This window comes from Stenotrophomonas sp. 3(2025) (genome assembly GCF_052665395.1).
Genome location: NZ_JBQOIF010000008.1, coordinates 1 through 22,406 on the forward strand (window position 1 = coordinate 1; position 22,406 = coordinate 22,406).

The 22,406-nt window shown below is 65.5% G+C and carries 20 protein-coding genes; 9 read left to right on the top strand and 11 right to left on the bottom strand.

Translation table 11 applies throughout. The annotated features are described in order from the left end of the window. Positions 1-467: 467 nt before the first annotated feature. Positions 468-1,835, bottom strand: a complete 1,368-nt coding sequence (gene purB, locus ACUXVE_RS08040) for an adenylosuccinate lyase (RefSeq protein ID WP_445514179.1) — start codon at positions 1,833-1,835, stop codon at positions 468-470. Between the two features lie 300 nt (positions 1,836-2,135). Here purB and ACUXVE_RS08045 point away from each other — a divergent pair, with 300 nt between their 5' ends. Then, positions 2,136-3,575, top strand: coding sequence for a class II fumarate hydratase (locus ACUXVE_RS08045; RefSeq protein WP_445514180.1), 1,440 nt, complete (start codon positions 2,136-2,138; stop codon positions 3,573-3,575). An 81-nt stretch (positions 3,576-3,656) separates the two neighbouring features. On the opposite strand, the gene ACUXVE_RS08050 is transcribed toward ACUXVE_RS08045, so the two are convergent. The 6 genes from ACUXVE_RS08050 to ACUXVE_RS08075 all read right to left on the bottom strand — a co-directional run bounded on the left by ACUXVE_RS08050 (position 3,657) and on the right by ACUXVE_RS08075 (position 8,002). Beyond that, complete coding sequence (locus ACUXVE_RS08050; protein ID WP_093819044.1) at positions 3,657-4,082, bottom strand: hypothetical protein; 426 nt, start codon at positions 4,080-4,082, stop codon at positions 3,657-3,659. A gap of 107 nt (positions 4,083-4,189) precedes the next feature. Beyond that, the gene (locus tag ACUXVE_RS08055; RefSeq protein WP_222388882.1) at positions 4,190-4,792 is read right to left on the bottom strand and encodes a YggN family protein; all 603 of its coding nucleotides are present in this window, start codon (positions 4,790-4,792) and stop codon (positions 4,190-4,192) included. A gap of 30 nt (positions 4,793-4,822) precedes the next feature. Further along, positions 4,823-5,707: a GIN domain-containing protein gene (locus ACUXVE_RS08060; RefSeq protein WP_445514181.1), complete on the bottom strand. Its 885-nt coding sequence runs from the start codon at positions 5,705-5,707 to the stop codon at positions 4,823-4,825. A gap of 23 nt (positions 5,708-5,730) precedes the next feature. Continuing rightward, positions 5,731-6,756, bottom strand: a complete 1,026-nt coding sequence (locus ACUXVE_RS08065; RefSeq protein ID WP_445514182.1) for a hypothetical protein — start codon at positions 6,754-6,756, stop codon at positions 5,731-5,733. Further along, a complete protein-coding gene (locus ACUXVE_RS08070) occupies positions 6,753-7,643 on the bottom strand; it encodes an ABC transporter ATP-binding protein (protein WP_222388885.1) in 891 nt (296 codons plus the stop codon). Before ACUXVE_RS08070 ends, ACUXVE_RS08065 begins: the two co-directional genes overlap by 4 nt. Next, complete coding sequence (locus ACUXVE_RS08075; RefSeq protein ID WP_012511573.1) at positions 7,643-8,002, bottom strand: GntR family transcriptional regulator; 360 nt, start codon at positions 8,000-8,002, stop codon at positions 7,643-7,645. Before ACUXVE_RS08075 ends, ACUXVE_RS08070 begins: the two co-directional genes overlap by 1 nt. 622 nt (positions 8,003-8,624) lie before the next feature. Between ACUXVE_RS08075 and ACUXVE_RS08080 the strand changes: the two genes are divergently transcribed. From ACUXVE_RS08080 to ACUXVE_RS08105, 6 genes are all read left to right on the top strand, one after another. Further along, positions 8,625-9,212 carry a glutathione peroxidase gene (locus tag ACUXVE_RS08080; RefSeq protein ID WP_025876823.1) on the top strand — a complete coding sequence of 196 codons (588 nt, stop codon included), beginning with the start codon at positions 8,625-8,627 and terminating at the stop codon, positions 9,210-9,212. 96 nt (positions 9,213-9,308) lie between these two features. Beyond that, entirely contained in the window at positions 9,309-10,286 is a 978-nt protein-coding gene (locus ACUXVE_RS08085) for an FKBP-type peptidyl-prolyl cis-trans isomerase N-terminal domain-containing protein (protein ID WP_049464138.1), read from the top strand. A gap of 23 nt (positions 10,287-10,309) precedes the next feature. After that, on the top strand, positions 10,310-11,659 hold the full coding sequence (locus ACUXVE_RS08090; RefSeq protein WP_093819050.1) for a UDP-glucose dehydrogenase family protein: 1,350 nt from the start codon (positions 10,310-10,312) through the stop codon (positions 11,657-11,659). After that, the gene (locus tag ACUXVE_RS08095) at positions 11,652-11,891 is read left to right on the top strand and encodes a SlyX family protein (RefSeq protein WP_025876828.1); all 240 of its coding nucleotides are present in this window, start codon (positions 11,652-11,654) and stop codon (positions 11,889-11,891) included. The genes ACUXVE_RS08090 and ACUXVE_RS08095 overlap by 8 nt, the downstream gene beginning before the upstream one ends. Positions 11,892-11,901: 10 nt before the next feature. Beyond that, on the top strand, positions 11,902-12,585 hold the full coding sequence (locus ACUXVE_RS08100) for a DUF2058 domain-containing protein (protein ID WP_093819051.1): 684 nt from the start codon (positions 11,902-11,904) through the stop codon (positions 12,583-12,585). 68 nt (positions 12,586-12,653) lie between these two features. After that, complete coding sequence (locus tag ACUXVE_RS08105) at positions 12,654-14,738, top strand: acyltransferase family protein (RefSeq protein WP_445514183.1); 2,085 nt, start codon at positions 12,654-12,656, stop codon at positions 14,736-14,738. A gap of 110 nt (positions 14,739-14,848) precedes the next feature. On the opposite strand, the gene metH is transcribed toward ACUXVE_RS08105, so the two are convergent. The 3 genes from metH to ACUXVE_RS08120 are packed head-to-tail and all read right to left on the bottom strand — an operon-like array spanning position 14,849 to position 19,619. Then, positions 14,849-17,533 (bottom strand): methionine synthase, encoded by a 2,685-nt coding sequence (metH, locus tag ACUXVE_RS08110; RefSeq protein WP_093819053.1) that lies wholly within the window; start codon positions 17,531-17,533, stop codon positions 14,849-14,851. 54 nt (positions 17,534-17,587) lie between these two features. Continuing rightward, the gene (locus ACUXVE_RS08115) at positions 17,588-18,682 is read right to left on the bottom strand and encodes a homocysteine S-methyltransferase family protein (protein ID WP_445514184.1); all 1,095 of its coding nucleotides are present in this window, start codon (positions 18,680-18,682) and stop codon (positions 17,588-17,590) included. Positions 18,683-18,689: 7 nt separating this feature from the next. Continuing rightward, positions 18,690-19,619 carry an ArsR/SmtB family transcription factor gene (locus ACUXVE_RS08120; RefSeq protein WP_025876836.1) on the bottom strand — a complete coding sequence of 310 codons (930 nt, stop codon included), beginning with the start codon at positions 19,617-19,619 and terminating at the stop codon, positions 18,690-18,692. Positions 19,620-19,753: 134 nt separating this feature from the next. Between ACUXVE_RS08120 and ACUXVE_RS08125 the strand changes: the two genes are divergently transcribed. Both ACUXVE_RS08125 and ACUXVE_RS08130 read left to right on the top strand, forming a co-directional pair. Then, positions 19,754-20,902 carry an acyl-CoA dehydrogenase family protein gene (locus ACUXVE_RS08125; RefSeq protein WP_032976311.1) on the top strand — a complete coding sequence of 383 codons (1,149 nt, stop codon included), beginning with the start codon at positions 19,754-19,756 and terminating at the stop codon, positions 20,900-20,902. A 147-nt stretch (positions 20,903-21,049) separates the two neighbouring features. Next, positions 21,050-21,337 (top strand): hypothetical protein, encoded by a 288-nt coding sequence (locus tag ACUXVE_RS08130; RefSeq protein WP_445514185.1) that lies wholly within the window; start codon positions 21,050-21,052, stop codon positions 21,335-21,337. Positions 21,338-21,436: 99 nt separating this feature from the next. Here ACUXVE_RS08130 and ACUXVE_RS08135 read toward each other — a convergent pair whose 3' ends face one another. Then, positions 21,437-22,321: a hypothetical protein gene (locus ACUXVE_RS08135; protein WP_445514186.1), complete on the bottom strand. Its 885-nt coding sequence runs from the start codon at positions 22,319-22,321 to the stop codon at positions 21,437-21,439. Between the last annotated feature and the right edge of the window lie 85 nt (positions 22,322-22,406).

Below are 22,406 nucleotides of genomic sequence, written 5' to 3' on the forward strand. Positions count from 1 at the left end.
CGGACCCCGCGACAAACCAGCACACGTGCGCAATCCCATCGAACGTCGGACAATGGAACCCTTGGCGGCCCGCCACGGAATGGAAGAAGAAAAGCAAGGCAACAGCGGGTCGCGCGCTGCGCTTGCTCCAACTGCCTGCGCCATAAACAAAGAGGGACGCGGCGAAGCCGCGTCCCTCTCTCAATTCCGTCCCGACAACCCAACGCTCTTCGATCCGTCACCGGGGATCTGTCAGAGGTGGGGCGGGTTGGGTTCGCGGGACCGTTGGCGCCATGGATGGCGCCATCGAGCCCCCAGGGACGGGTTTACGGCGTGTCCCGCGAACCCAACCCGCCCCGCCAAACACGGCAAAAACCCAGAGCCGCTTTTGACGTTGCTTTTGACGTTGCTGTTGCTGTTGCTGTTGCCGTGGCAGTACAAGCCTGCCGCAGGCAGCGCACGCGGCCGCCGCCGCAAGGAAAAAACCCTTAAATCTTCTTCGCCAGCGACTCGGCCAGGCCGGTGTAGCTGCCCGGGGTCATCTCCAGCAGGCGCTGCTTGGCATCGGCCGGCAGCTCCAGCCCCTGCACGAAGGTGCGCATCGACTCGGCCGTGATGCCCTGGCCACGGGTGAGCGCCTTCAGCTGCTCGTACGGGTTCGGCAGCCCATGGCGGCGCATCACCGTCTGCACGGCTTCGGCCAGCACTTCCCACGCCGCATCCAGATCGGCGTCCAGGCGCTGCGGGTTCACTTCCAGCTTGCCCAGGCCCTTGGCCAGCGAATCCAGCGCCACCTGGCTGTGACCGAACGCGGTGCCCAGCGCGCGCAGCACGGTCGAATCGGTCAGGTCACGCTGCCAGCGGCTGATCGGCAGCTTCGCGCTGAAATGCTCGAACAGCGCGTTGGCGATGCCGAAGTTGCCTTCGGCGTTCTCGAAATCGATCGGGTTGACCTTGTGCGGCATCGTCGACGAGCCGACTTCGCCTTCCTTCAGGCGCTGCTTGAAGTAGCCGAGTGAAACGTAGCCCCAGATGTCACGGGCCAGGTCGATCAGGATGATGTTGGCGCGGCGGGCGGCATCACCGATCTCGGCGATGTTGTCGTGCGGCTCGATCTGGGTGGTGTACGGGTTGAACACCAGGCCCAGCCCGGTCACGAAGCGCTCGGCGAAGGCCGGCCAGTCCACATCCGGGTAGCTGGCGATGTGCGCGTTGTAGTTGCCGACGGCGCCGTTGATCTTGCCGGTCAGTTCCACCGCGGCGATCTGCCGGCGCTGGCGCTCCAGGCGGGCGACCACGTTGGCCAGCTCCTTGCCCAGCGTGGTCGGCGAGGCGGTCTGGCCGTGGGTGCGCGACAGCATCGGCTGGCCGGCCTGGGCGTGGGCCAGCGTGCGCAGTGCAGTGGCGATGCCGTCCAGGGTCGGCAGCAGCACCTCGCGACGGGCCTGTTCCAGCATCAGGCCGTAGCTGAGGTTGTTGATGTCTTCGCTGGTGCAGGCGAAATGCACGAACTCCAGCGCCGGCGCCAGCTCGGCATCGTCCTTCAGCTGTTCCTTGATGAAGTACTCCACCGCCTTGACGTCATGGTTGGTGGTGCGCTCGATCTCCTTCACGCGCGCGGCTTGGGCCGGGCTGAAGCCGCTGGCCAGTGCACGCAGGCGGACAATGGCAGCGTCGGAGAACGCGGTCAGCTCGACGATGCCCGGCTCGGCGGCCAGGGCCAGCAGCCACTCCACTTCGACCGTGACACGGGCCTTGATCAGGCCGTACTCGGAGAAGATCGGGCGCAGGGCGTCGACCTTGCCGGCATAGCGGCCATCGAGCGGGGACAGGGCGAGCAGGGCGGATTCGGACATGTCGGCAGGGCTGGGACGAGCGGCGGGGCCGATATTCTACGATGCGTGGCCTTCGCATGCTCGGTAGCGCCGGGCCATTCCCGGCGAAGGGGGGGGCGCGCTGCGCGCGCGCCGGGCGCGGCCCGGCGCTACCCGGCGCTACCCGTTCAATCGGTCCTGCGGATGAAACGATCTGGCCCGTCCTCGCCATCCCACGCTGCGGACAAGGGAGTATCGTTGTCGTAGCCGCCAGCCCGGGAAGCGACACCCTGCCAGCCGCCGCTTTCCTTTCCCCAACTGAAGTAGTGCGGAGTTGATGCAATGAGCAAAGCTGCAAGCAAGAGTGCCTCCAAGGGGTTCCGGATCGAGCACGACAGCATGGGCGAGCTGCAGGTGCCTGCCGACGCCCTGTGGGGCGCGCAGACCCAGCGCGCTGTACAGAATTTCCCGGTGTCGGGCCAGCGCATGCCGCGCGGTTTCATCCGTGCGCTGGGCCTGGTCAAGGGCGCTGCCGCCGGCGTCAATGCCGAGCTGGGTCATCTGCCGAAGACCGTGGCCAAGGCCATCCAGTCTGCCGCGGCTGAAGTGGCAGACGGCACGTGGGACGTGCAGTTCCCGATCGACGTCTACCAGACCGGCTCGGGTACGTCCTCGAACATGAATGCCAACGAGGTCATCGCCACCCTGGCCAATCGCGCCGGCAAGGCCGGCAAGACCACGGTGCACCCGAACGATCACGTCAACCAGGGGCAGAGCTCCAACGATGTGATTCCAACCGCGCTGCGCGTGTCGGCCGTGCTGGCCACCCATGAGCAGCTGCTGCCGGCACTGGTGCACCTGCGCAGGACGCTGGACAGGAAGGGCCGCAGCCTGCGCAAGGTGGTCAAGACCGGCCGCACCCATCTGATGGATGCGATGCCGCTGACCTTCGAGCAGGAATTCGGTGCATGGTCGGCGCAGCTGGCCTCGGCCCAGGAGCGCATCGAAGACAGCCTCAAGCGCGTGCGCCGCTTGCCGCTGGGTGGTACCGCCATCGGCACCGGCATCAATGCCGACCCGCGCTTTGGTGCGCAGGTTGCCAAGGCGCTGAAGCAGCAGACCGGCTTCAAGTTCGACAGCGCCGAGAACAAGTTCGAAGGCCTGGCCGCGCAGGACGATGCGGTGGAACTGTCGGGCCAGCTCAATGCGCTGGCGGTGGCCCTGATCAAGATCGCCAACGACCTGCGCTGGATGAACGCCGGCCCGCTGGCGGGCCTGGGCGAGATCGAACTGCCGGCACTGCAGCCGGGGTCCTCGATCATGCCGGGCAAGGTCAATCCGGTGATCCCGGAGGCGACGGTGATGGCCTGCGCGCAGGTGATCGGCCACCACACGGCGATCACCGTGGCCGGCCAGACCGGCAACTTCCAGCTCAACGTGACGCTGCCGCTGATCGCGGTGAACCTGCTCGATGGCATCGGCCTGCTGGCCAATGTGTCGACCCTGCTGGCCGACAGCGCCATTGCCGGCCTGAAGGTGCGCGAGGACCGTGTGGCCGAGGCGCTGGCGCGCAATCCGATCCTGGTGACCGCGCTGAACCCGATCATCGGTTACGAGAAGGCCGCAGCGATCGCCAAGCGCGCCTACAAGGAACAGCGCCCGGTGCTGGACGTGGCGCTGGAAGACAGCGGCCTGGCCGAAGCCGAGCTGCGCCGCCTGCTGGATCCGGCCGCGTTGACGGCCGGCGGCATCCAGGCCGGTGGCGGTGGTGCCGGCGGCTGATCGAGCGGTGTGCGGGCCGAGGTCCGCAGCCACCACAGGCGAGAAGGAAGAACGCCGCCCGGGAGGGCGGCGTTGTTCGTTTCAGCGACGGTCGGCGACGATGTTGCCGAAGGTCTCGGTGTAATCCTTGAACTCGGGAATGGTCTGCACCAGGTCCGGCGGAATCACCTGCATGCCCTCCGGCGGCACGATCTTCACCGGCTGCATGTCGGGGTCGGCCGGTGCGGCCACCAGCGTGTTCTGGCGCAGCACCTGCAGCTTGCCGAACATCGTCTGCAGCATCTGCTTCTGTTCGGCGTTGAGCGGGATCAGGATCTCGTCGATCTTCATCTGCCCGTCGGGCAGGATGATGATGTTCGGTGCCGGCTGGCGGCGAACGGTCACGATGCTCTCGCTGACGGAAATCTTGGGTTTGCCACGCTCGGCGCGGTGGTTGCGGTAGTCCTGGTCACAGCCGACCAGGCCCAGGCAGAGCAGGGCGGCCAGCAGCAGAAACAGCTTTTTCATGGCGGTTCGATGAAGTGCATCCGGGGCTGCCATTGTAAGCCCGCCGGGGCGCTGCGGCCGGCAACGCAGGTGCGCGGCCGGCCGGGTGCGCTGATCTGTCACAGGGGTCAGCGGTTGACGACGGTGTCCTTGCCGCAGTCGTCCACATCGCTCTGGTCCATCGTGGCATAGGGCTTGAACGCCGGCAGCGAGGCAGCCAGGGCCTGCTGGCTGGCCAGCATGGCCGGCATGCGGTCGCAGATGCGCTTGGCCTGCGCCTCGATCTTGGCGGCCTCGGCGTTGATCCGTTTCTCAATGCCTTCGCTGTCACCGCTGAAGATGCCCTTCAGTGCTTCGCCGGCAGCGTTGGCGCCGAGCTTGGCACCTGCCAGGCCGACATCCATGCCGTCCATCGCCACCGCCACCACGTGGCCGCGGTAATCCAGCAGCTGGCGACGTTGGCCATCGTCCAGCGCCACCGGCTTGCCACCGATCAGCAGCTGTCCCTGCGGAGTGATCTCCGCGCGTGGCTGGTTGTCGGCCGAGATCTTGATGTTGCCGTCGGCGATTTCCCTGCGGGCGTCATCCATCGCCTCCTTGACGGTCTGGCCGACGCCACCGGCGGTGTCGGCCACCGCCTTGCCGGCGGTCTTGTCGGGGCTGGAGGTGTCGCCACAGGCGATCAGTGGCAGGCACAGCAGGGCAGCAGGCAGCAGGCGCAGCAGGTTCATGGCATTCCCCTCGGATGGGATGGTTGGACGTTACTTGCCGCGCGGCAGGGTGATGGTGCCGGACACGTTGCGATGCTGTACATCGCCGCTGCCACTGCGCTCGACGGTGAGGTTGCCGCGCACGCCGTCGACATCGATGTCGCCCGAGCCATGGCTGCGCACGCGGACATTGCCGCCGACCTGCTCGATATCGACGTTGCCGGAGCCGACCACGCCGACCTCGACGTTGCCCTGCACCTGCTTGAAGCCGATGTCGCCCGAGCCGACGGTATCCAGCCGCGCGTTGCCACGCACGTCGGTCACCTTCAGGTCACCGGAACCGACCGTGCCGACGCTGGCATCACCGCCGATGTTGCGGGCGTTGACGTCGCCCGAGCCCAGCGAGAGCAGGTTGAACGATGCGGCGCCATCGACGTCCAGGTCGCCCGAACCCACGGCGGCATGCACGCTGCCGCGGGTGCCGCGGGCGATGCCATCACCGGAGCCGACGTCCATGCTCAGCGACTGCGCGTTCTCGATGCTGCCATCGCCCGAGCCGATCTTGAACTGCAGCGGCAGGTTGTCCGGCACGCTGCCACGGATGTCCAGCCAGGCGTAGCTGTTACCCATCGACAGCGTGTCGCGGCTGTCGCGGCGCAGGCTCACCACCAGCTTGTCGCCTACGCGGCGCTGGTCCAGCACCAGCTGGTCCAGCCAGTCCTTGTTGGACGCGCAGGCACGGCCTTCGAGCTGGCCGCCACCGGCGCTGGCGACCACTTTCAGGTCATGCTGGTTGATCTCGAACACCACCGCTTTGGCACCGGCCGCGTCGATCTTCAACGTGCGCGGCGCGGAGAACTTGCAGTTCGGCGCATCGGCGGCCAGCGCCGACAGCGGCAACAGCAACAGTGCAGTACAGGCAATCAAGGAACGCATGGGTGGTGCCTCCAGGTTGGAGATCAGATTTCGCCAGCGCGCTTGCGCAGGCGGATGGCGATGAAGATGAAGGCCACGCCGAAGGCCGCGCCGATCCACAGGTCGGGCATTGCCAGCGACTTCAGCTGCTGGGCAGGGGCCATCAGCGAAACGATGGAATCCAGGCTCTTGTGTTCGTTGCTGGCGCCCAGGCGGTACAGCAGGTCCACGCCGGGAACGGTGCCCAGCAGCAGGCGGCCGACGATGTGCTGCCAGAACCAGCCGGTGCTCAGGTCGAACAGGTGCATCAGCTTGGTGGTGCTGACGATGATGCCGGCGAACAGCGGCAGCATCACCGCCCACAGGAACGGCTTGCTCTTGGCCCAGGCCGAGCAGAGCAGCAGCCAGCCGGCGGTAGGCAGTGCCCACAGCGCGTAGACCGGGATGGCGGCGAGCAGGCCGGCGGCAAGGGTCAGCGGGCTGGCCGGGCCCCAGATCAGGGTGGTGGGGCTGCCGCCATGGGTCAGCGCGACCAGGCTGATGATCAGCAGGAAGCCGAACATGGTGACGATGGCGGCCAGGGTGGCAACCAGCGGGGCCACGATCAGCGCGCTGAGCACTTTGGACAGTACGGTCTGGGTATCGGACAGCGGCAGCGACTTCCAGAACAGGATGCTGCGGTCGCGGCGGTCGTCGTACAGCGCGCCCAGGCAGTAGAAGAACACCACGAACGCCAGTACCAGGAAGGGCCAGGTCGAGCTGAGGATGAGGGTCAGGTCCAGGCCATTGCCCAGGTCAGCCATGTCCTTGGCGCTGATCTGGCGGGTCAGCAGGCCCAGATCCAGGCCGTTGATGTTCACGTCCTCGCCATCAATGTGCAGGCCGCCGTCGCGCGCGGCACGGTGCAGGGCGAACAGGCCCAGGCCGATGCCGATGCTGCTCATCAGCAGCGAGACGATGCCTGCGATCACCGGGGCATACAGGAAGCCACCGCGGTTTTCCCAGTACTCGCGCTTGAGCAGCCAGCGCAGGGTGCCTGCAGGGCTGACAGGATGGTTGACGGCATTCATGCGTAGGTCCCCTTCATGACAGCGACGAACAGATCGGCAAGGCCGGCGTTGCGGGTTTCACCCAGGCTGGCCAGCTGGCTGCGTGGCACCCCATCGAACAGCAGGACGGTCTTGCCGAAGGCCTGGCTGCGCTCGTCGATGGGCTTCAGTGCGCGGGCGGTTTCAAGCTGGTCGGCACCGACCAGCAGTTCGGTATAGCGCTCGCCGACCTCGTCCATTTCCGCATTGAGGACGATGCGACCATCGCGGATGAACATCACGTCGGTGAGGATATGCTCGATCTCTTCCACCTGGTGGGTGGTGACGATGATCGTCTTCTGCTCGTCGAAGTAGTCTTCCAGCAGGCGCTGGTAGAACTCCTTGCGGTACAGGATGTCCAGGCCGAGCGTGGGTTCGTCCAGCACCAGCACCTTGGCGTCGATGGCCATCACCAGGGCCAGGTGCAGCTGCACGATCATGCCCTTGGACAGTTCACGCACGCGCTGCTTGGGCTGCAGCTTGGTGTTGGCCAGGAAGCGTTCGCAGCGGGCGCGATCGAAGCGGGGGTGCACCCCGGCGACGAAGTCGATCGCCTCACGCACCTTCAGCCAGCGGGGCAGCACGGCGACATCGGCGATGAAGCAGATGTCGTTCATCAGATCGTCGCGGTGCACGCGCGGGTCACGGCCGAGCACGCTCAGTTCGCCTTCCACCGAGGTCAGGCCGAGTACCGCCTTCAGCGCGGTGGTCTTGCCGGCACCATTGGGGCCGATCAGGCCGATGATGCGGCCTGCCGGAATGGAGAAGGTGGCGTTGTCGAGCGCGAGCGTGTTCTTGTAAGCCTTGCGAAGGCCACGGGCGGTAATGACAGCGTCGCTTGGCACAGCGGTAGTGGGACTGGCATTCATCAGAATTTCCCCTGGGGCAACAATTCGTCGAGACTCAGGCCCAGTCGCTGGATGCGTTCCAGTACGGCCGGCCATTCTTCATTGAGGAAGCGTTCGCGCTCGCTGCTGCGCAGCTGCGTGGCCGCCTGTTCGGTCATGAACATGCCCAGTCCGCGGCGCTTCTCGACCAGGCCTTCGTCGGCCAGCTCCTGGTAGGCGCGCGAAACGGTGATGGGGTTGAGCTGGTAATCGGCGGCCACCTGGCGCACCGAAGGAAGGGCATCGCCCGGCTTGAGGATTCCGTCAAGCATCATGGCGATCACGCGTTCCTTCAGCTGGCGGTAGATGGGAGCGCCGTCGCTCCACTGGATGTCGCTCATATTCAGCTCCGTGGGGTCAGCGGCTGTGCGAACGAGAAATACGGCATGGACAGGGAGCTGTGCAGCCGACGCGGGGGGGAGGGGGAGGGAGCGGCATTCCCTGCCGTGGGTGCTGCTGCGTCCTGCGTACTGTCTTCGGAGAGGACGGGGGAGGATGCAGCCGGCGGTGCCGGCATGGCCAGCCAGACCAGCACGAACAGGGTTGATACCGCGGTGACCGCGGGGGCGGCAAGGCTGCGACGCATCCGACTGTTCATGGTTCCCCCTGTCTCAGGTGACTGGTGTTGTATGCAACTATAACACCGGCACGCCTGTGTGCAAGTCCTGCCCCCACCCAACTGATGGCAGGGGTGGTCACGGCACCGCAATATTCGTTCAACCGTTTGATATGCATCGAAAAAGAGAAACTGCGACGGGGGTTTTCAGTCGACCTCCCATTCAGCCATGTCCATGCTATGTCATCAGCAGCGGGCTGGGACGCGCGGCAGACTGCTTCCGCCACGCCGCGCAAAGCGCGACAACGTATGCGCTCCGGAGACGTGCAGACCCCGGTGCTATAGTTCGGCCGATTCCCGGCCGGTCACGGCCGGACCCCTGGAATGGCTACCGCGGACCGTCTCCCATGCCTTTGTCGACTGCCTCCTCGCGCCGCCTTCGCGGCCTGTCCCTGTTGACCCTGCTGGCCGCAGGCCTGGCCACGTCGGCCGCCGCTTCGGCCGCCGATCTGCTGGATCTGTCGTACCGGCCGCTGGCGGGCAAGCAGCAGGTCAACCTGCAGCAGCGTTACCACGGGCAGGTGCTGCTGGTGGTCAATACGGCAAGCAAGTGCGGCTATACGCCGCAGTACGAGGGTCTGGAAGCGCTGCAGAAGCAGTACGCCGGCAAGGGGTTTGCCGTGCTCGGCTTCCCGTCCAACGATTTCAAGGGGCAGGAGCCGGGTGATGAAAAGCAGATCCAGGATTTCTGCACGCTTACCTATGGTGTGAAGTTCCCGATGTTCGAAAAGGTGCACGTGACCGGCGCACAGGCCACGCCGCTGTATCAGCGCTTGACCGCCGCCACCGGCGTGGCGCCGGCCTGGAATTTCCACAAGTATCTGGTCGGACGCGATGGCACGGTCATTGCCCAGTTCGCCAGCAAGGTCACCCCGGATGATCCGCAGCTGAAAGCGGCCATCGACAAGGCGCTGGCGGCACCGGCCGCACATTGAATGCCGGCACGGATGCCTCGACATCGACGGCATGCGTGCGACAATACGTGTTTTCGCGCCGACGTCGGCGTCCAGTCACTTCCAGGAATGCAGCGAATGAAAATGGGAATGCGCGGCGCCGCGGCGTCGGTTCTGATTCTGGCGATGGGCACCACGGGTGTCGCCCTGTCGCAACAACCGGCCGCTCCTTCGGCCGCCAAGGAGACCGCACCCTTGAATTCCCCCAAGCAGAAGCTCGGCTACGCCATTGGTCTGGACGTGGCCAAGTCGTTCGCGCCGATCGCCGATGAAATCGATGCAGCCGCGCTGCGCACTGCCGTGGAGCGTTCCTTCGAAGGCCTGCAGCCGCAGATCACCCAGGAACAGGCCAAAGCGACCGATGCCGCCCTGCGCCAGGTGGTGATGGCCCGCAGCGGCCAGCAGGTGCCGGGCGTCGCGCCGGGCTCGCAGCCGGCGAAGGTCGACCGGGTCAAGGTCGCGCAGATGATCGGCGCCTATTCGGTGGGTCCGTCGCTGGCACAGCTGAAGGACGATATCGATACCGCCTCGCTGTTTGACGCGATCAACACTGGCCTGAGCAAGGGCCAGCCGAAGATGACCGAAGCCGACGCGACCGCCACCATCCAGTCGTTCATGGGTGCCAAGCAGGCCGAGATGCAGGCCAAGGCCGCACAGGCAGCACAGACCAACCGTCAGGAAGGCAACGCGTTCCTGGCCAAGAACAAGACCCAGCCGGGCGTGGTGACCACCCCGTCGGGCCTGCAGTACCAGGTGATCCGTCCGGGCAGTGGCGAACGTCCGCTGCCGACCAGCAAGGTGCGCGTGAACTACGAGGGCAAGCTGCTCAACGGCACGGTGTTCGACAGTTCAGCAGGGCGTGGCCCGGCCGAATTCGGTCTGGACCAGGTCATCAAGGGCTGGACCGAGGGCGTGGCCCTGATGCCGGTCGGCTCGAAGTACCGCTTCTGGATCCCGGGTGAACTGGCATACGGCGAGAACGGCACCCCGGGTGGTCCGATCGGTCCGAATTCCACCCTGACCTTCGACGTCGAGCTGCTGGGCGTTCTGCCGTAAGCCAACACGGAGTCAGCACGGATATGCGCGTTGCGATTTTTGGTACCGGCTACGTAGGTCTGGTGACCGGCACCTGCCTGGCCGACGTTGGCCACCAGGTGGTCTGCGTCGATATCGACCAGGCCAAGGTGGATGGCCTCAACCAAGGCATCATCCCGATCTACGAGCCCGGCCTGGAGCCGATGGTGAAGGCCAACCACGCCGCGTCGCGGTTGGTGTTCACCACCGACGCGGCGACCGCCATCGGCCACGGCCAGGTGGTGTTCATCGCCGTGGGCACGCCGCCGGACGAGGATGGCAGCGCCGATCTGCAGTACGTGCTGGCCGTGGCCCGCACCATCGGTCGGTACATTTCGGTGCCGACCGTGGTGGTCAACAAGTCGACGGTGCCGGTAGGCACCGCCGACAAGGTGCGTGCGGCCATTGCCGGGGAGCTGGCGGCGCGTGGGGCGGATATCGCCTTCGACGTGGTGTCCAACCCCGAATTCCTGAAGGAAGGCGACGCCGTTGCCGACTGCATGCGGCCTGACCGCATCATCATCGGTGCGACCAGCGCCGAGTCGGTCGCCGTGATGCGTCGCCTGTACGCACCGTTCAATCGCAACCACGATCGCGTGGTGGAGATGGACGTGCGTTCGGCCGAGCTGACCAAGTACGCCGCCAATGCAATGCTGGCAACCAAGATTTCGTTCATGAATGAAATCGCCAACATCGCCGAGCGCGTGGGCGCCGACGTCGAGCAGGTCCGCCAGGGCATCGGTTCGGATCCGCGTATTGGCTGGCACTTCATCTATCCGGGTGCCGGTTACGGCGGTTCGTGTTTTCCCAAGGACGTGCAGGCACTGGCGCGCACCGCGCAGCAGGCCGGCCTGGAGCCGAAGCTGCTGAACGCGGTGGAGGCGGTCAATGAATCGCAGAAGGGGCACCTGTTTGCCCTGATCCAGCGCCACTACGACAAGGGCGAAGACGAAGGTGTGCGCGGCAGGACGTTCGCCGTGTGGGGCCTGGCGTTCAAGCCGAACACCGACGACATGCGCGAGGCATCCAGCCGTCGCCTGCTGGCCCAGTTGTGGGAAGGCGGTGCGACAGTGCGCGCCTACGATCCGGAGGCGATGCATGAATCGCGGCGGATCTTCGGCGAGCGCGATGATCTGGTGTTCTGTGACAGCGCCGACGATGCGCTGCAGGGCGCCGATGCACTGGTCGTGGTGACCGAGTGGAAGCAATTCCGCAGCCCCGATTTCCAGATGCTGCGCGAGCGGCTGAAGGATGCGGTGGTGTTCGACGGCCGCAATCTGTACGAGCCGGCTGAAGTCGAGGCCGCCGGCCTCGCGTATTACGGCATTGGCCGGGGACGTTCGCTGCATGTCTGAAGTACCGACCGAACGCGAGCAGGCGCTGGAAGCGCGCCTGGTCGAGCTGGAGATGCGCGTGTCCTTCCAGGAACACGCGCTGGCCGAACTGAGCGATGCACTTGCAGACGCGCGCATGGAGGGCAGCCGCAATGCCGGCATCCTGCGCGTGCTGCTGGAAGACCTGGGCAAGGTCCGCAATGCATTGAATTCTTCTGATCCGGCGAGCGAACCGCCGCCGCCGCACTACTGATCCATATCCTATGAGCGATACCCTCCGCGACCAGCTGATGGGCCTGGGCTTCAAGCCCGCGCCCAAGCCCGAGCGCAAGAATGATGGCCCCCGCCGCGATGGCCGCCCGCAGGGCAAGGGTGGCGCTGGCAATGGAAAGCCGCAGCACGCTGGCAAGGGCGAACACAAACCCGGCGAGCGGCGGGCGCATGGCAATGGCGGGCCGGGCAAGCCTGGCCAGCAGCGTGGCCAGGGCCACGGGCAAGGGCCGCGCAAGCCGCGTACCGCCGAGGAAATGGATCTGGCCAAGGCTTACGCGATCCGTGCCCAGCGCGAAAAGGAAGAGCGCATCGAGACCGAGCGCCTGAAGCAGGAAGAAGCCCGCCAGCGCCGCGAGGCCAAGGTGAAGCTGGAAGAACTGCTGAAGGACAAGAGCCTGAATGCTGAAGCGGCCGATATCGCGCGCCACTTCCCGTACGGCGGCAAGATCAAGCGTATCTACGTCACCGCCGAGCAGCTCAAGGCACTTAATGCCGGTGAACTGGGCGTGGTCCAGCTCAACGGTCGCTACCTGCTGGTGACAGCTGAAGTCCTGGCCCAGTCTGAAGCGGTGTTCGCCGCTTCGGTGGCGTTGAAGGTCGACCCGAATGCACCGGCCGAGGAAGATCCTTACGCCGACCCGCAGTACCAGGTACCCGACGACCTGGTCTGGTAAGCCAGCGCCGCATCATGTTGAACGCATTGGGCGCCTTCGGGCGCTCGTTGCATGTCAGGAACAAGGCCATGCAGGAACGCAGTCCCGGGTATGTCCCGCATATTGATGGCCTGCGTGCGATCGCAGTGCTGGCGGTCATTCTCTATCACCTCAAGGCGAGCTGGCTGCCGGGCGGCTTTACCGGCGTGGACGTGTTCTTCGTCATCTCCGGTTTTGTGGTCAGCGCCTCGGTGGATCGCCTGCCGGCCATCGGGGGCTGGGCTGGGCTGGCGCGCTTCTATGCGCGCCGTATGCGACGCATCGCTCCGGCGCTGGTGGTATGCCTGCTGGTGACAGCGATGTTCAGCGCGTTGCTGATCCCTGAGTCCTGGCTCAGCGAGACCAGTGACAAGACGGGCCGACTGGCCTTCTTCGGGCTGAGCAACTGGGTATTGGCCAGTACCGGCAACGATTACTTCTCACCGCGCAGCGAGTTCAATCCATACACGCATACCTGGTCGCTGGGTGTCGAAGAGCAGTTCTACCTGCTGTTCCCCCTGCTGTTCCTGGCCTGGGCCAAAGGCCGGCGCGGACGCTGGCTGTCGGTGGGCCTGTTTGTCGCAGCGACAGCGGCATCGCTGGGATACGCGGTGTTCCGCGCGGGGCAGGGCGGCCATGAGGTGGATGCGTTCTACCTCACCACCACGCGGTTCTGGCAGCTTGGCGCTGGCGTGCTGCTGTTCCAGTTGTTGTCTTTGAGTGGCCGGTTCACGCCGCCAGCCGTCTCGCCGCGCGGGCTGAGCTGGCGCTCGCCTTTGTTGCTGCTGAGCGTGGGGGCGCTGGGCTACGGGTTATGGTTCGCGCGGCCGGGTCATTCGCCGTGGATCGACGGACTGTGGCCGGTGCTGGGCACGCTGGGCCTGCTGGGTCTGCTGCAGCGCTCGCCGCGGGGCTGGGTCGGGCGCGCGTTGTCGGCCACGCCGATGGTGACGGTCGGGCGCCTGTCCTATTCGCTGTACCTCTGGCACTGGCCGGTCTTCGTTCTGTTCCGCTGGACGGTAGGTCTGGAAACCATGGCTACCGGCGCTGCCGCACTGCTGTGCGTTGCGCTGCTGTCCTGGCTGTCGTGGCGCTGGGTCGAGCAACCGATGCGGCATGGTGCGCGCTGGCGAATCAGCAACGCGCGCTGGGTCGCGGCCGGGCTGGGGGGGCTGGTGCTGGGTGCAGGGTTGCAGTCGGCGCTGGTCAAGACCCAGCAGTACACCTCGCTCAGTGTGGTCAGCCGCGCACCGCTGGATTGGTATCCCTACGCAAAGGGGCTGAAGAAGGAGATGCCGGAGTGCCGCGTGCGGATGAGCAACGTGCCGGTGCTGGGTGGGCAGGCTCGCCTCTATGAGCGTGGGGAGTGTCCCGGACGCGCCGGTTCCTCTCGCCAGCTGTTCGTTGCCGGTGACTCGCATGCGCTGGCCTACCACGAGATGCTGCAGCGTCTTGCCGTGCTCGATGGCGCGACCATTCGGCTGTACAGCAGTGGTGGCTGCGCGCTGGTCGGGCTGCGTGCCTGGCAGGGCCCCAATCCGGCCTGCCAAGCCTATGCGCGCAACGTGCTGGACGACATCCAGGCACGCGCCCGGCCGGGAGATGTGGTGCTGCTGGCAGGCCTGCGCCTGCCACGCCTGTCCGAGCAGTATGCGTTGTTCGATGTTGCGCAGGTGCGTGCCGAGCATCTGGGCGAGACGGCCAGCGCGGGCCGCAAGGCCGAGGTCGCGCACTGGATCGAGCAACTCACCCCGCTGGCCGAACGTGGCGTGCGCATTGTGCTCGAAGCGCCCAAGCCGGTGCTGCCGGCGCCACCGTACCGCTGCTCGGATGTGTTCAACCGGCACAATCCGATCTGCGCCAACGGCATGACGGTGGCGCGCAGCGAGATCGAGCAGTTGCGCGCGCCGGTAATGGCAGGCCTGCAGCAGGTGGCTGCAGGTCTGCCTGGGGCAACCATCTGGGATCCGATGCCGTTGCTGTGCCCGGGCGAGCGGTGCCTGCCGACCGACGGCGGCAAGCCCCTGTTCTTCGATGGCGACCATCTCAGCGGATACAGCAATCGCCTGCTGTTGCCTGATTTCCGGGCTCAGTTGCAGCGTCTGCAGGCGCCTGAACCGATCATCGCGCCCTGATCAAGCCTCGTGCGATCAGTTGCCGGTAGCGGGATCCGCGTTGGCGCCGGCTCCCGTGGTGCGTGTTGGTGCAGCATGGAAGTCGGTCGCTGGACCGTTGCCGCGCGGTGTCATTCCGGATCGTAATCCAGGTTGGAGGCCAGCCAGCGTTCGGCCTGGGCGCGATCGACGCCCTTGCGGCGTGCGTAGTCGGTGACCTGCTCGCGACCGAGGCGGCCGACCACGAAATACTGGCTCTGCGGGTGGCTGAAGTAGTAGCCCGATACCGCCGCGGTCGGCAGCATCGCGAAACTCTCGGTCAGCTGCATGCCGGCGTTGGTTTCAGCGCCCAGCAGGTCGAACAATCGGCGTTTTTCGCTGTGCTCGGGACAGGCAGGGTAACCGGGCGCGGGGCGGATGCCGCGGTACTTTTCGTCGATCAGCGCTTCGTTGTCGAGCGTTTCGGCGTGGTCGTAGCCCCAGAATCCGGTGCGTACGCGCTGGTGCAGGCGTTCGGCCAGGGCTTCGGCAAAGCGGTCGGCGAGGGCTTTCAGCAGGATCGCGTTGTAGTCGTCATGGTCGGCCTCGAAACGGGCCACGTGCGCGTCGATACCGATGCCTGCGGTGACTGCGAAGGCGCCGATCCAGTCCTGCTTGCCGCTGTCGGCCGGGGCGATGAAATCGGCGAGGCAGAAATCCGGGCGTTCGGCCGGCTTGTCCACCTGTTGCCGCAGGAAGTGCAGGGTGGCCTCGCCATCGGGATGCTGCACGCGTACGTCGTCGCCGATGCTGTTGGCAGGCCACAGGCCGAACACGGCCCTGGCCCGCAGCCACTTCCCGCTGACGATGCGGTCCAGCATCGCGCGCGCGTCCCGGTACAGCTCGCTGGCCTGGGTACCGACGATTTCATCGGTGAGGATGGCCGGATACTTGCCGGCCAGCTCCCAGGCCTGGAAGAAGGGTGTCCAGTCGATGTAGGGCACCAGTTCGGCCAGCGGGTAATCATCGAATACATGCAGGCCCGGCTGCTTCGGTGCCGGTGGTGTGTACGCCTGCCAGTCGCACTGGAACTTCTGGCCGCGTGCATGCTCCAGCGATACCAGGCGCTTGGCGTCACCGCGGTTGCGGTGGCGGGTGCGGATCTCGGCGTAGTCCGCCTCGTTGGCGGCGACGAACGCATCGCGCAGCTCGCGCGAGATCAGCGACTGCGCCACGCCCACGGCGCGCGAGGCGTCCTTCACCCAGACCGTCGGCGCTTTGTAGTGCGGGTCGATCTTCAACGCGGTGTGCGCACGCGAGGTGGTCGCGCCGCCGATCATCAGTGGCAGATCGAAGCCCTGCCGCTGCATTTCACGGGCGACATGGCTCATTTCTTCCAGCGACGGCGTGATCAGGCCGGACAGGCCGATGATGTCGGCCTGGTGCTCGCGGGCGGCATCGAGGATCTTCTGCGCCGGCACCATCACGCCCAGATCGATCACCTCGAAGTTGTTGCAGGCCAGCACCACGCCGACGATGTTCTTGCCGATGTCGTGCACATCGCCTTTCACCGTAGCCATGATGATCTTGCCGTTGCTCTTGGCGGTGTCGCCGCTGCGGGCCTTTTCGGCTTCGATGTAGGGCAGCAGGTAGGCCACCGCCTTCTTCATCACACGTGCCGATTTCACCACCTGCGGCAGGAACATCTTGCCGGCACCGAACAGGTCGCCGACCACGTTCATGCCGGCCATCAGCGGGCCTTCAATGACGTCCAGCGGGCGGCTGGAACGTTGCCGGGCTTCTTCGGTATCGGCGTCGACCCAGGCATCCAGACCATGCACCAGCGCATGCGCCAACCGTGCGTCCACCGGCTTCTCGCGCCAGGCCAGGTCTTCGGTCTTCGCCGCGCCCTTGCTGCCCTTGTAGCGCTCGGCGATTTCAAGCAGGCGCTCGGTGGCATCACGGCGGCGGTTGAGGATCACGTCCTCCACGCGCTCGCGCAGTTCCGGCTCCAGCTCGTCGTAGATCGGCATGGCGCCGGCGTTGACGATGCCCATGTCCATGCCGGCGGCGATCGCGTGGTACAGGAACACCGAGTGGATCGCCTGGCGCACGGTTTCGTTGCCGCGGAACGAGAACGAAACGTTGGACACGCCGCCGGACACATGGCAGTGCGGCAGCGTCTGCTTGATGATGCGGGTGGCTTCGATGAAGTCGACCGCGTAGTTGTCATGCTCTTCAATGCCGGTGGCGACGGCGAAGATGTTCGGGTCGAAGATGATGTCCTGTGGCGGGAAGCCGATTTCATCGACCAGCAGGCGATAGGCGCGGGTGCAGATTTCAACCTTGCGCGCGCAGGTGTCGGCCTGCCCGCTCTCATCGAAGGCCATCACCACTGCGGCCGCACCGTAGCGCAGCACTTTGCGCGCGTGCTCGCGGAACAGCTCCTCGCCTTCCTTCAGCGAGATCGAATTGACCACGCTCTTGCCCTGCAGGCACTTCAGGCCGGCTTCGATCACGCTCCACTTGGAGGAATCGACCATTACCGGGATGCGGGCGATGTCCGGCTCGGACATGATCAGGTTGAGGTAGCGGGTCATCGCCGCTTCCGAATCAATCAGGCCCTCGTCCATGTTGACGTCCAGGATCTGTGCGCCGCTGGCCACCTGCTGCCGGGCCACGTCCACCGCTTCTTCGTAACGACCTTCCTTGATCAGCTTGCGGAACTGCGCGCTGCCGGTGACGTTGGTGCGTTCGCCGACATTGACGAACAGCAGATCCGGGGTGATGACCAGTGGTTCCAGGCCGGACAGGCGGGTAGGGCGGACAGGCGTCATGATCGGCGGCAACTCAGCGGCAACAGGGGGGCGTGCGGGAGGGGGCGGAGGTGTTCATGCCGCCCGCACCTGGGCGGCAGGCAGGGTGCGCGGCGGCAGCCCGGCCACCGCCAGTGCGATCGCGCGGATGTGGTCCGGGGTGGAGCCACAGCAGCCGCCGACCAGGTTGAGCAGGCCATCTTCGGCAAACCCACGCAGGGTTGCGGCCATTTCCTCGGGTGTTTCGTCGTACTCGCCGAAGGCATTGGGCAGGCCGGCGTTGGGGTGGGCACTGACGTAGCAGTCCGACACCTGCGACAGGGTTTCCACGTGCGGACGCATGGCATCGGCGCCGAGTGCGCAGTTCAGGCCGATCGATAACGGTCGTGCATGCGCGAGTGACGCCTGGAACGCCTCGGCGGTCTGTCCGGACAGGGTGCGCCCGGAAGCATCGGTGATGGTGCCGGAAATCATGATCGGCAGCCGCGCGCCACGTGCATCGAAAGCCTCCTCGATGGCGTACAGCGCAGCCTTGGCGTTGAGCGTATCGAAGATGGTCTCGACCATGATCGTGTCGGCGCCACCATCGATCAGGCCATCGATGGCTTCGCGGTAGGTGCCGCACAGCTCATCGAAACTGGTGTTGCGGAAGCCGGGATCGTTGACGTCCGGGCTGATCGAGGCGGTGCGGCTGGTCGGGCCGAGCACGCCGATGACGAAGCGCGGCTTGTCCGGTGTGGTGGCCGCCACCGCATCACAGCAGGCACGGGCGACGGCGGCCCCGGCCTTGTTCAGCTCGTACACCAGGTGTTCGAGGTGGTAGTCGGCCTGGCTGACCGAGGTGGCGTTGAAGGTGTTGGTTTCCACCAGGTCCGCGCCCGCTTCCAGGTAGGCGGTATGGATGCCGGCGATGACCTCCGGCCGGGTCAGCAGCAACAGGTCGTTGTTGCCTTTCAGGTCGTGGCCCTCCGGGGGGCCGCCGTGGTCGCAGCCGGGGCCATGGGCGTGGTCGTAACCGCCGGCGAAGCGCTCGCCCCGGTAGTCCTCTTCCTGCAGGCCGTGGCGCTGGATCATCGTGCCCATCGCGCCGTCGATGATCAGGATCCGATCACGCAGGGCAGCGAGCAGTGATTCCACGCGTTGCGGGTGCAACCAGGGCAAGGCGGGCATGTCGACCTCAGGGTTTGTTGGCGATCAGCGAGATCACTTCGAAATGCGGCGGGCGCTTTTCGCGGGTGACCGTTTCCAGGTTGGAGACCTGCAGGCCGGCCTTGTCGACGAACTTCTTCAGCTCCTTGTCGCTGAAGCCGAGATTGACGTGGCCATAGGCATCGACCGCGGCCTTGTGCTCGTGGCGGGCCAGGCTGCACAGCAGCAGGCGACCGCCCGGGCGCAACACGCGCGCGGCTTCGGTGACCGCCTGCGCCGGCTTGCTGGCGTAGGTCAGGGCGTGCATCAGCACCACAAGGTCGAAGCTGCGGTCCTTGAAAGGCAGGGCATGCATGTCGCCCTCGCGGACTTCCACGTTCGGCAGGCGGCGCAGGCGTTCGCTGGCGGCGGCCACCACGCGCGCGCTGGTGTCGATGCAGACATAACGCCGGGCGTGCGGGGCGACCAGTTCGGCCAGCACACCGTCGCCGGAGGCGATATCCAGCACGTCGCCGGTTTCCAGCAATGGCAGCGCGGTGCGCGCCAGCGCTTCCCAGGTGCGGCCCGGGGAGTAGTGGCGCTCCATGTCGCCGGCCACGCTGTCGGCCCAGTTCTGGTCGGCAGCGCGGTGGGCGAGCACCGCCGCTACGCGTTCAGCATCCTGGCGCAGCAACGGGTCGTCGCTTCCGTTGCTCAGGGCATGCCACAATGCACGCTGCGCCGGGTCCAGCTGGGCTTCGTCGAAGCGGTAGTAGGCCGACACGCCCGCACGGCGGTCGCGCACAAGGCCGGCTTCCTTCAGGCGCGCCAGATGAGTCGATACCCGCGGCTGCGCCAACCGGGTGATGGCCGAAAGCTCGGCCACGGTCAGCTCTTCCTGCTCCAGCAGCGCCAGCAGGCGCACACGGGTAGCATCGGCGAACACCTTCAGGCGGGTCGACCAGTCTTCCAGATCCATAAACATCTACCTATCGCGATATAGAGATATATTCGCTGACGGGGGCTGCCCGGTCAAGCCGCCGCCAGGGCCGAGTCAGCCGCCAATGCCCCGCCCCCGGTACAATCGGCGAACCATTTTCCCGGGAGGGTGTTGTGGATTTCAGCTTTACCGAAGAGCAGTTGATGCTGCAGGACGTTGCGCGCCGGATCGCGCAGGAAAAGATCGCCCCGAGTGCGGAGCACCATGACCGTACCGGCGAGTTCCCGCTGGACAACATCCGCCTGCTGGGCGAGAACGGCCTGATGGGCATCGAAGTGCCGACCGAATACGGTGGCGCGGGCATGGACCCGATCGCGTACGTGCTGGCGATGGTGGAGGTCGCCGCCGGTGATGCTGCGCATTCGACCATCATGTCGGTCAACAATTCGCTGTTCTGCAACGGCATCCTGACCCATGGCAGCGAAGCGCAGAAGCAGAAGTACGTGCGCGCCATCGCCGAAGGCGAGGCCATCGGTGCATTCGCGCTGACCGAGCCGCAGTCGGGCTCGGACGCCACAGCCATGCGTTGCCGCGCGGTCAAGCAGGCCGACGGCAGCTATGTCATCAATGGCAAGAAGAGCTGGATCACCTCCGGCCCGGTGGCCAAGTACATCGTGCTGTTCGCGATGAGCGAGCCGGACAAGGGCGCGCGTGGCATCACCGCGTTCATGATCGACACCGACAAGGCCGGATTCGGCCGCGGCAAGACCGAACCGAAGCTGGGCATCCGTGCCTCGGCCACCTGCGAGATCGAGTTCAACGATTACGTGGCACAGCCCGAAGACGTGCTGGGCCAGGAAGGCGAGGGCTTCAAGATCGCCATGGGCGTGCTCGATGCCGGCCGCATCGGCATCGCCTCGCAGGCGATCGGTATTGCCCGTGCTGCCTATGAAGCGACCCTGGAGTACGTGAAGGACCGCAAGGCCTTCGGTGCGGCCATCGGTACCTTCCAGATGACCCAGGCAAAGATAGCCGACATGAAGTGCAAGCTGGATGCGGCGCTGCTGCTGACCCTGCGTGCAGCATGGGTGAAGGGTGAGGGCAAGCGCTTCAGCAACGAGGCGGCCATCGCCAAGCTGACCGCTTCGGAAGCGGCAATGTGGATCACCCACCAGGCCGTACAGATCCATGGCGGCATGGGCTACTCCAAGGAGATGCCGCTGGAGCGCTACTTCCGTGATGCCAAGATCACCGAGATCTACGAAGGCACCTCTGAAATCCAGCGCCTGGTGATTGCCCGCAACGAAACCGGACTGCGTTGATTGTCCCGTGCCGCGCCGCTGCAATGGCGGCGCGGCCAGTAGGTCCACGCCATGCGTGGATGGCGTTGTGTCCAGATGGCGTGCCCGCCTCTTGCCTGCCAGGATGCATGCTGCTCCAATGCGGATCGTTTTTTCTGGAGATACCGCATGATCTACCGCGGCTGGGGCTTCATGACGCTGGTCACGCCGATCGCAGGCATCCTGTTGCTGGCGTACTTCTTCCCGCACGACGGCCCCAAGGGCAACATCCCGCTGCAGCAGGTGCTGCTGGGTGGTGGCATCGGCGCGGCAGTGAACGTGCTGCTGGGCCTGTGGCTCAACCGTGCGCCGCGGCTGAAGGGTGAGGCTGCACCGCATCATTTCTTCTTCGTGCCCATGCAATGGGCCGCACTGGTGATCGTCGCTGCCTGCTCCATGATCGCGCTGCTGCGCTGAGGCTCGGCAGATGCAAACCTTGGTTGGCACCAATCGGAGAGTGCCAACGAAGGTTGGCAGCGACCAGGCAGCAAAGAAGAAGGCCCCGGATCGACCCGATCACCTGCCTGCGCAGGTCAATGTCCGCCCGTCCCAGCGACAATCCAGTTGGCCTGCAATGCCGCTGCCTTCGATGACCGTCACACCGTAAAGGCGTGCGGTATCGATCCAGCGTTGCATCGCCTCCTTGTCGTTGAACTGATAGACACCAGCAAAGCCCTGTGCAGTATCCGGATTGCTGGCGGCGCCGTCGGGGATGCGGTTGCCCTGTGCATCCTTGCTTCCGCCTTGCACATATCTGGCTTCGTTAACGGAGTCGGCGCGGACGAGGAGAGTTGTCTTGGAACCGTCCCGCCACGTGATGACGTATATCGCTCCGTCGATGCCAAGCGCCTTACTGACGAAGCTCAGGCCAATGGAAGAGAGAAACGTCGCCATGCTGTTCCAGATGGTGGAGTTGGTGGTAGCACCGGTGAACGCTTCACCGATCTGTGATTCAAGTCGGAACCGAGCGGTCGCCATCTGGGCGATATCGTGTGCGTTATGGCCCTTGAATTCATCGGGAAAGACGATGCCATTGGCCGCGCCTGGGTCGTCAGGGTGGATTTCGAACTGCACTCCCCTCTGACCGGTGCGGATGCCACGCCGGTCAAGCATCCCCATGATGCGGTTGAACGACGCGACAATCGGATCCGGCACGGGTATCCGGACCGCCCGGTACCTGCGCAGCTCTCGGTCGTACTCAACCTTGTAGCCATGAAGCCTGCGCTGGCTGAAATCTGCGACGATGGTGGGACCGGTGCCGGATGTGAGCGCCATCGCACGGGGGTCCGCGCAGTTGTCACAGACCAGCACGCCTGCGGCATGTGTCAACGGTGAGAACAATGCGCTCAGACCCAGCAGCGCAAGGAGTTGTACAGCTCGCGGGACAGACGAATTACGCATGGGATCCTCCCTGATGTTCCTGTGGTAGAGATCCTTGGTTAAAGCGCTGTTCCGGTGGAGGTTGTGACGGATTGCGCGATATTGG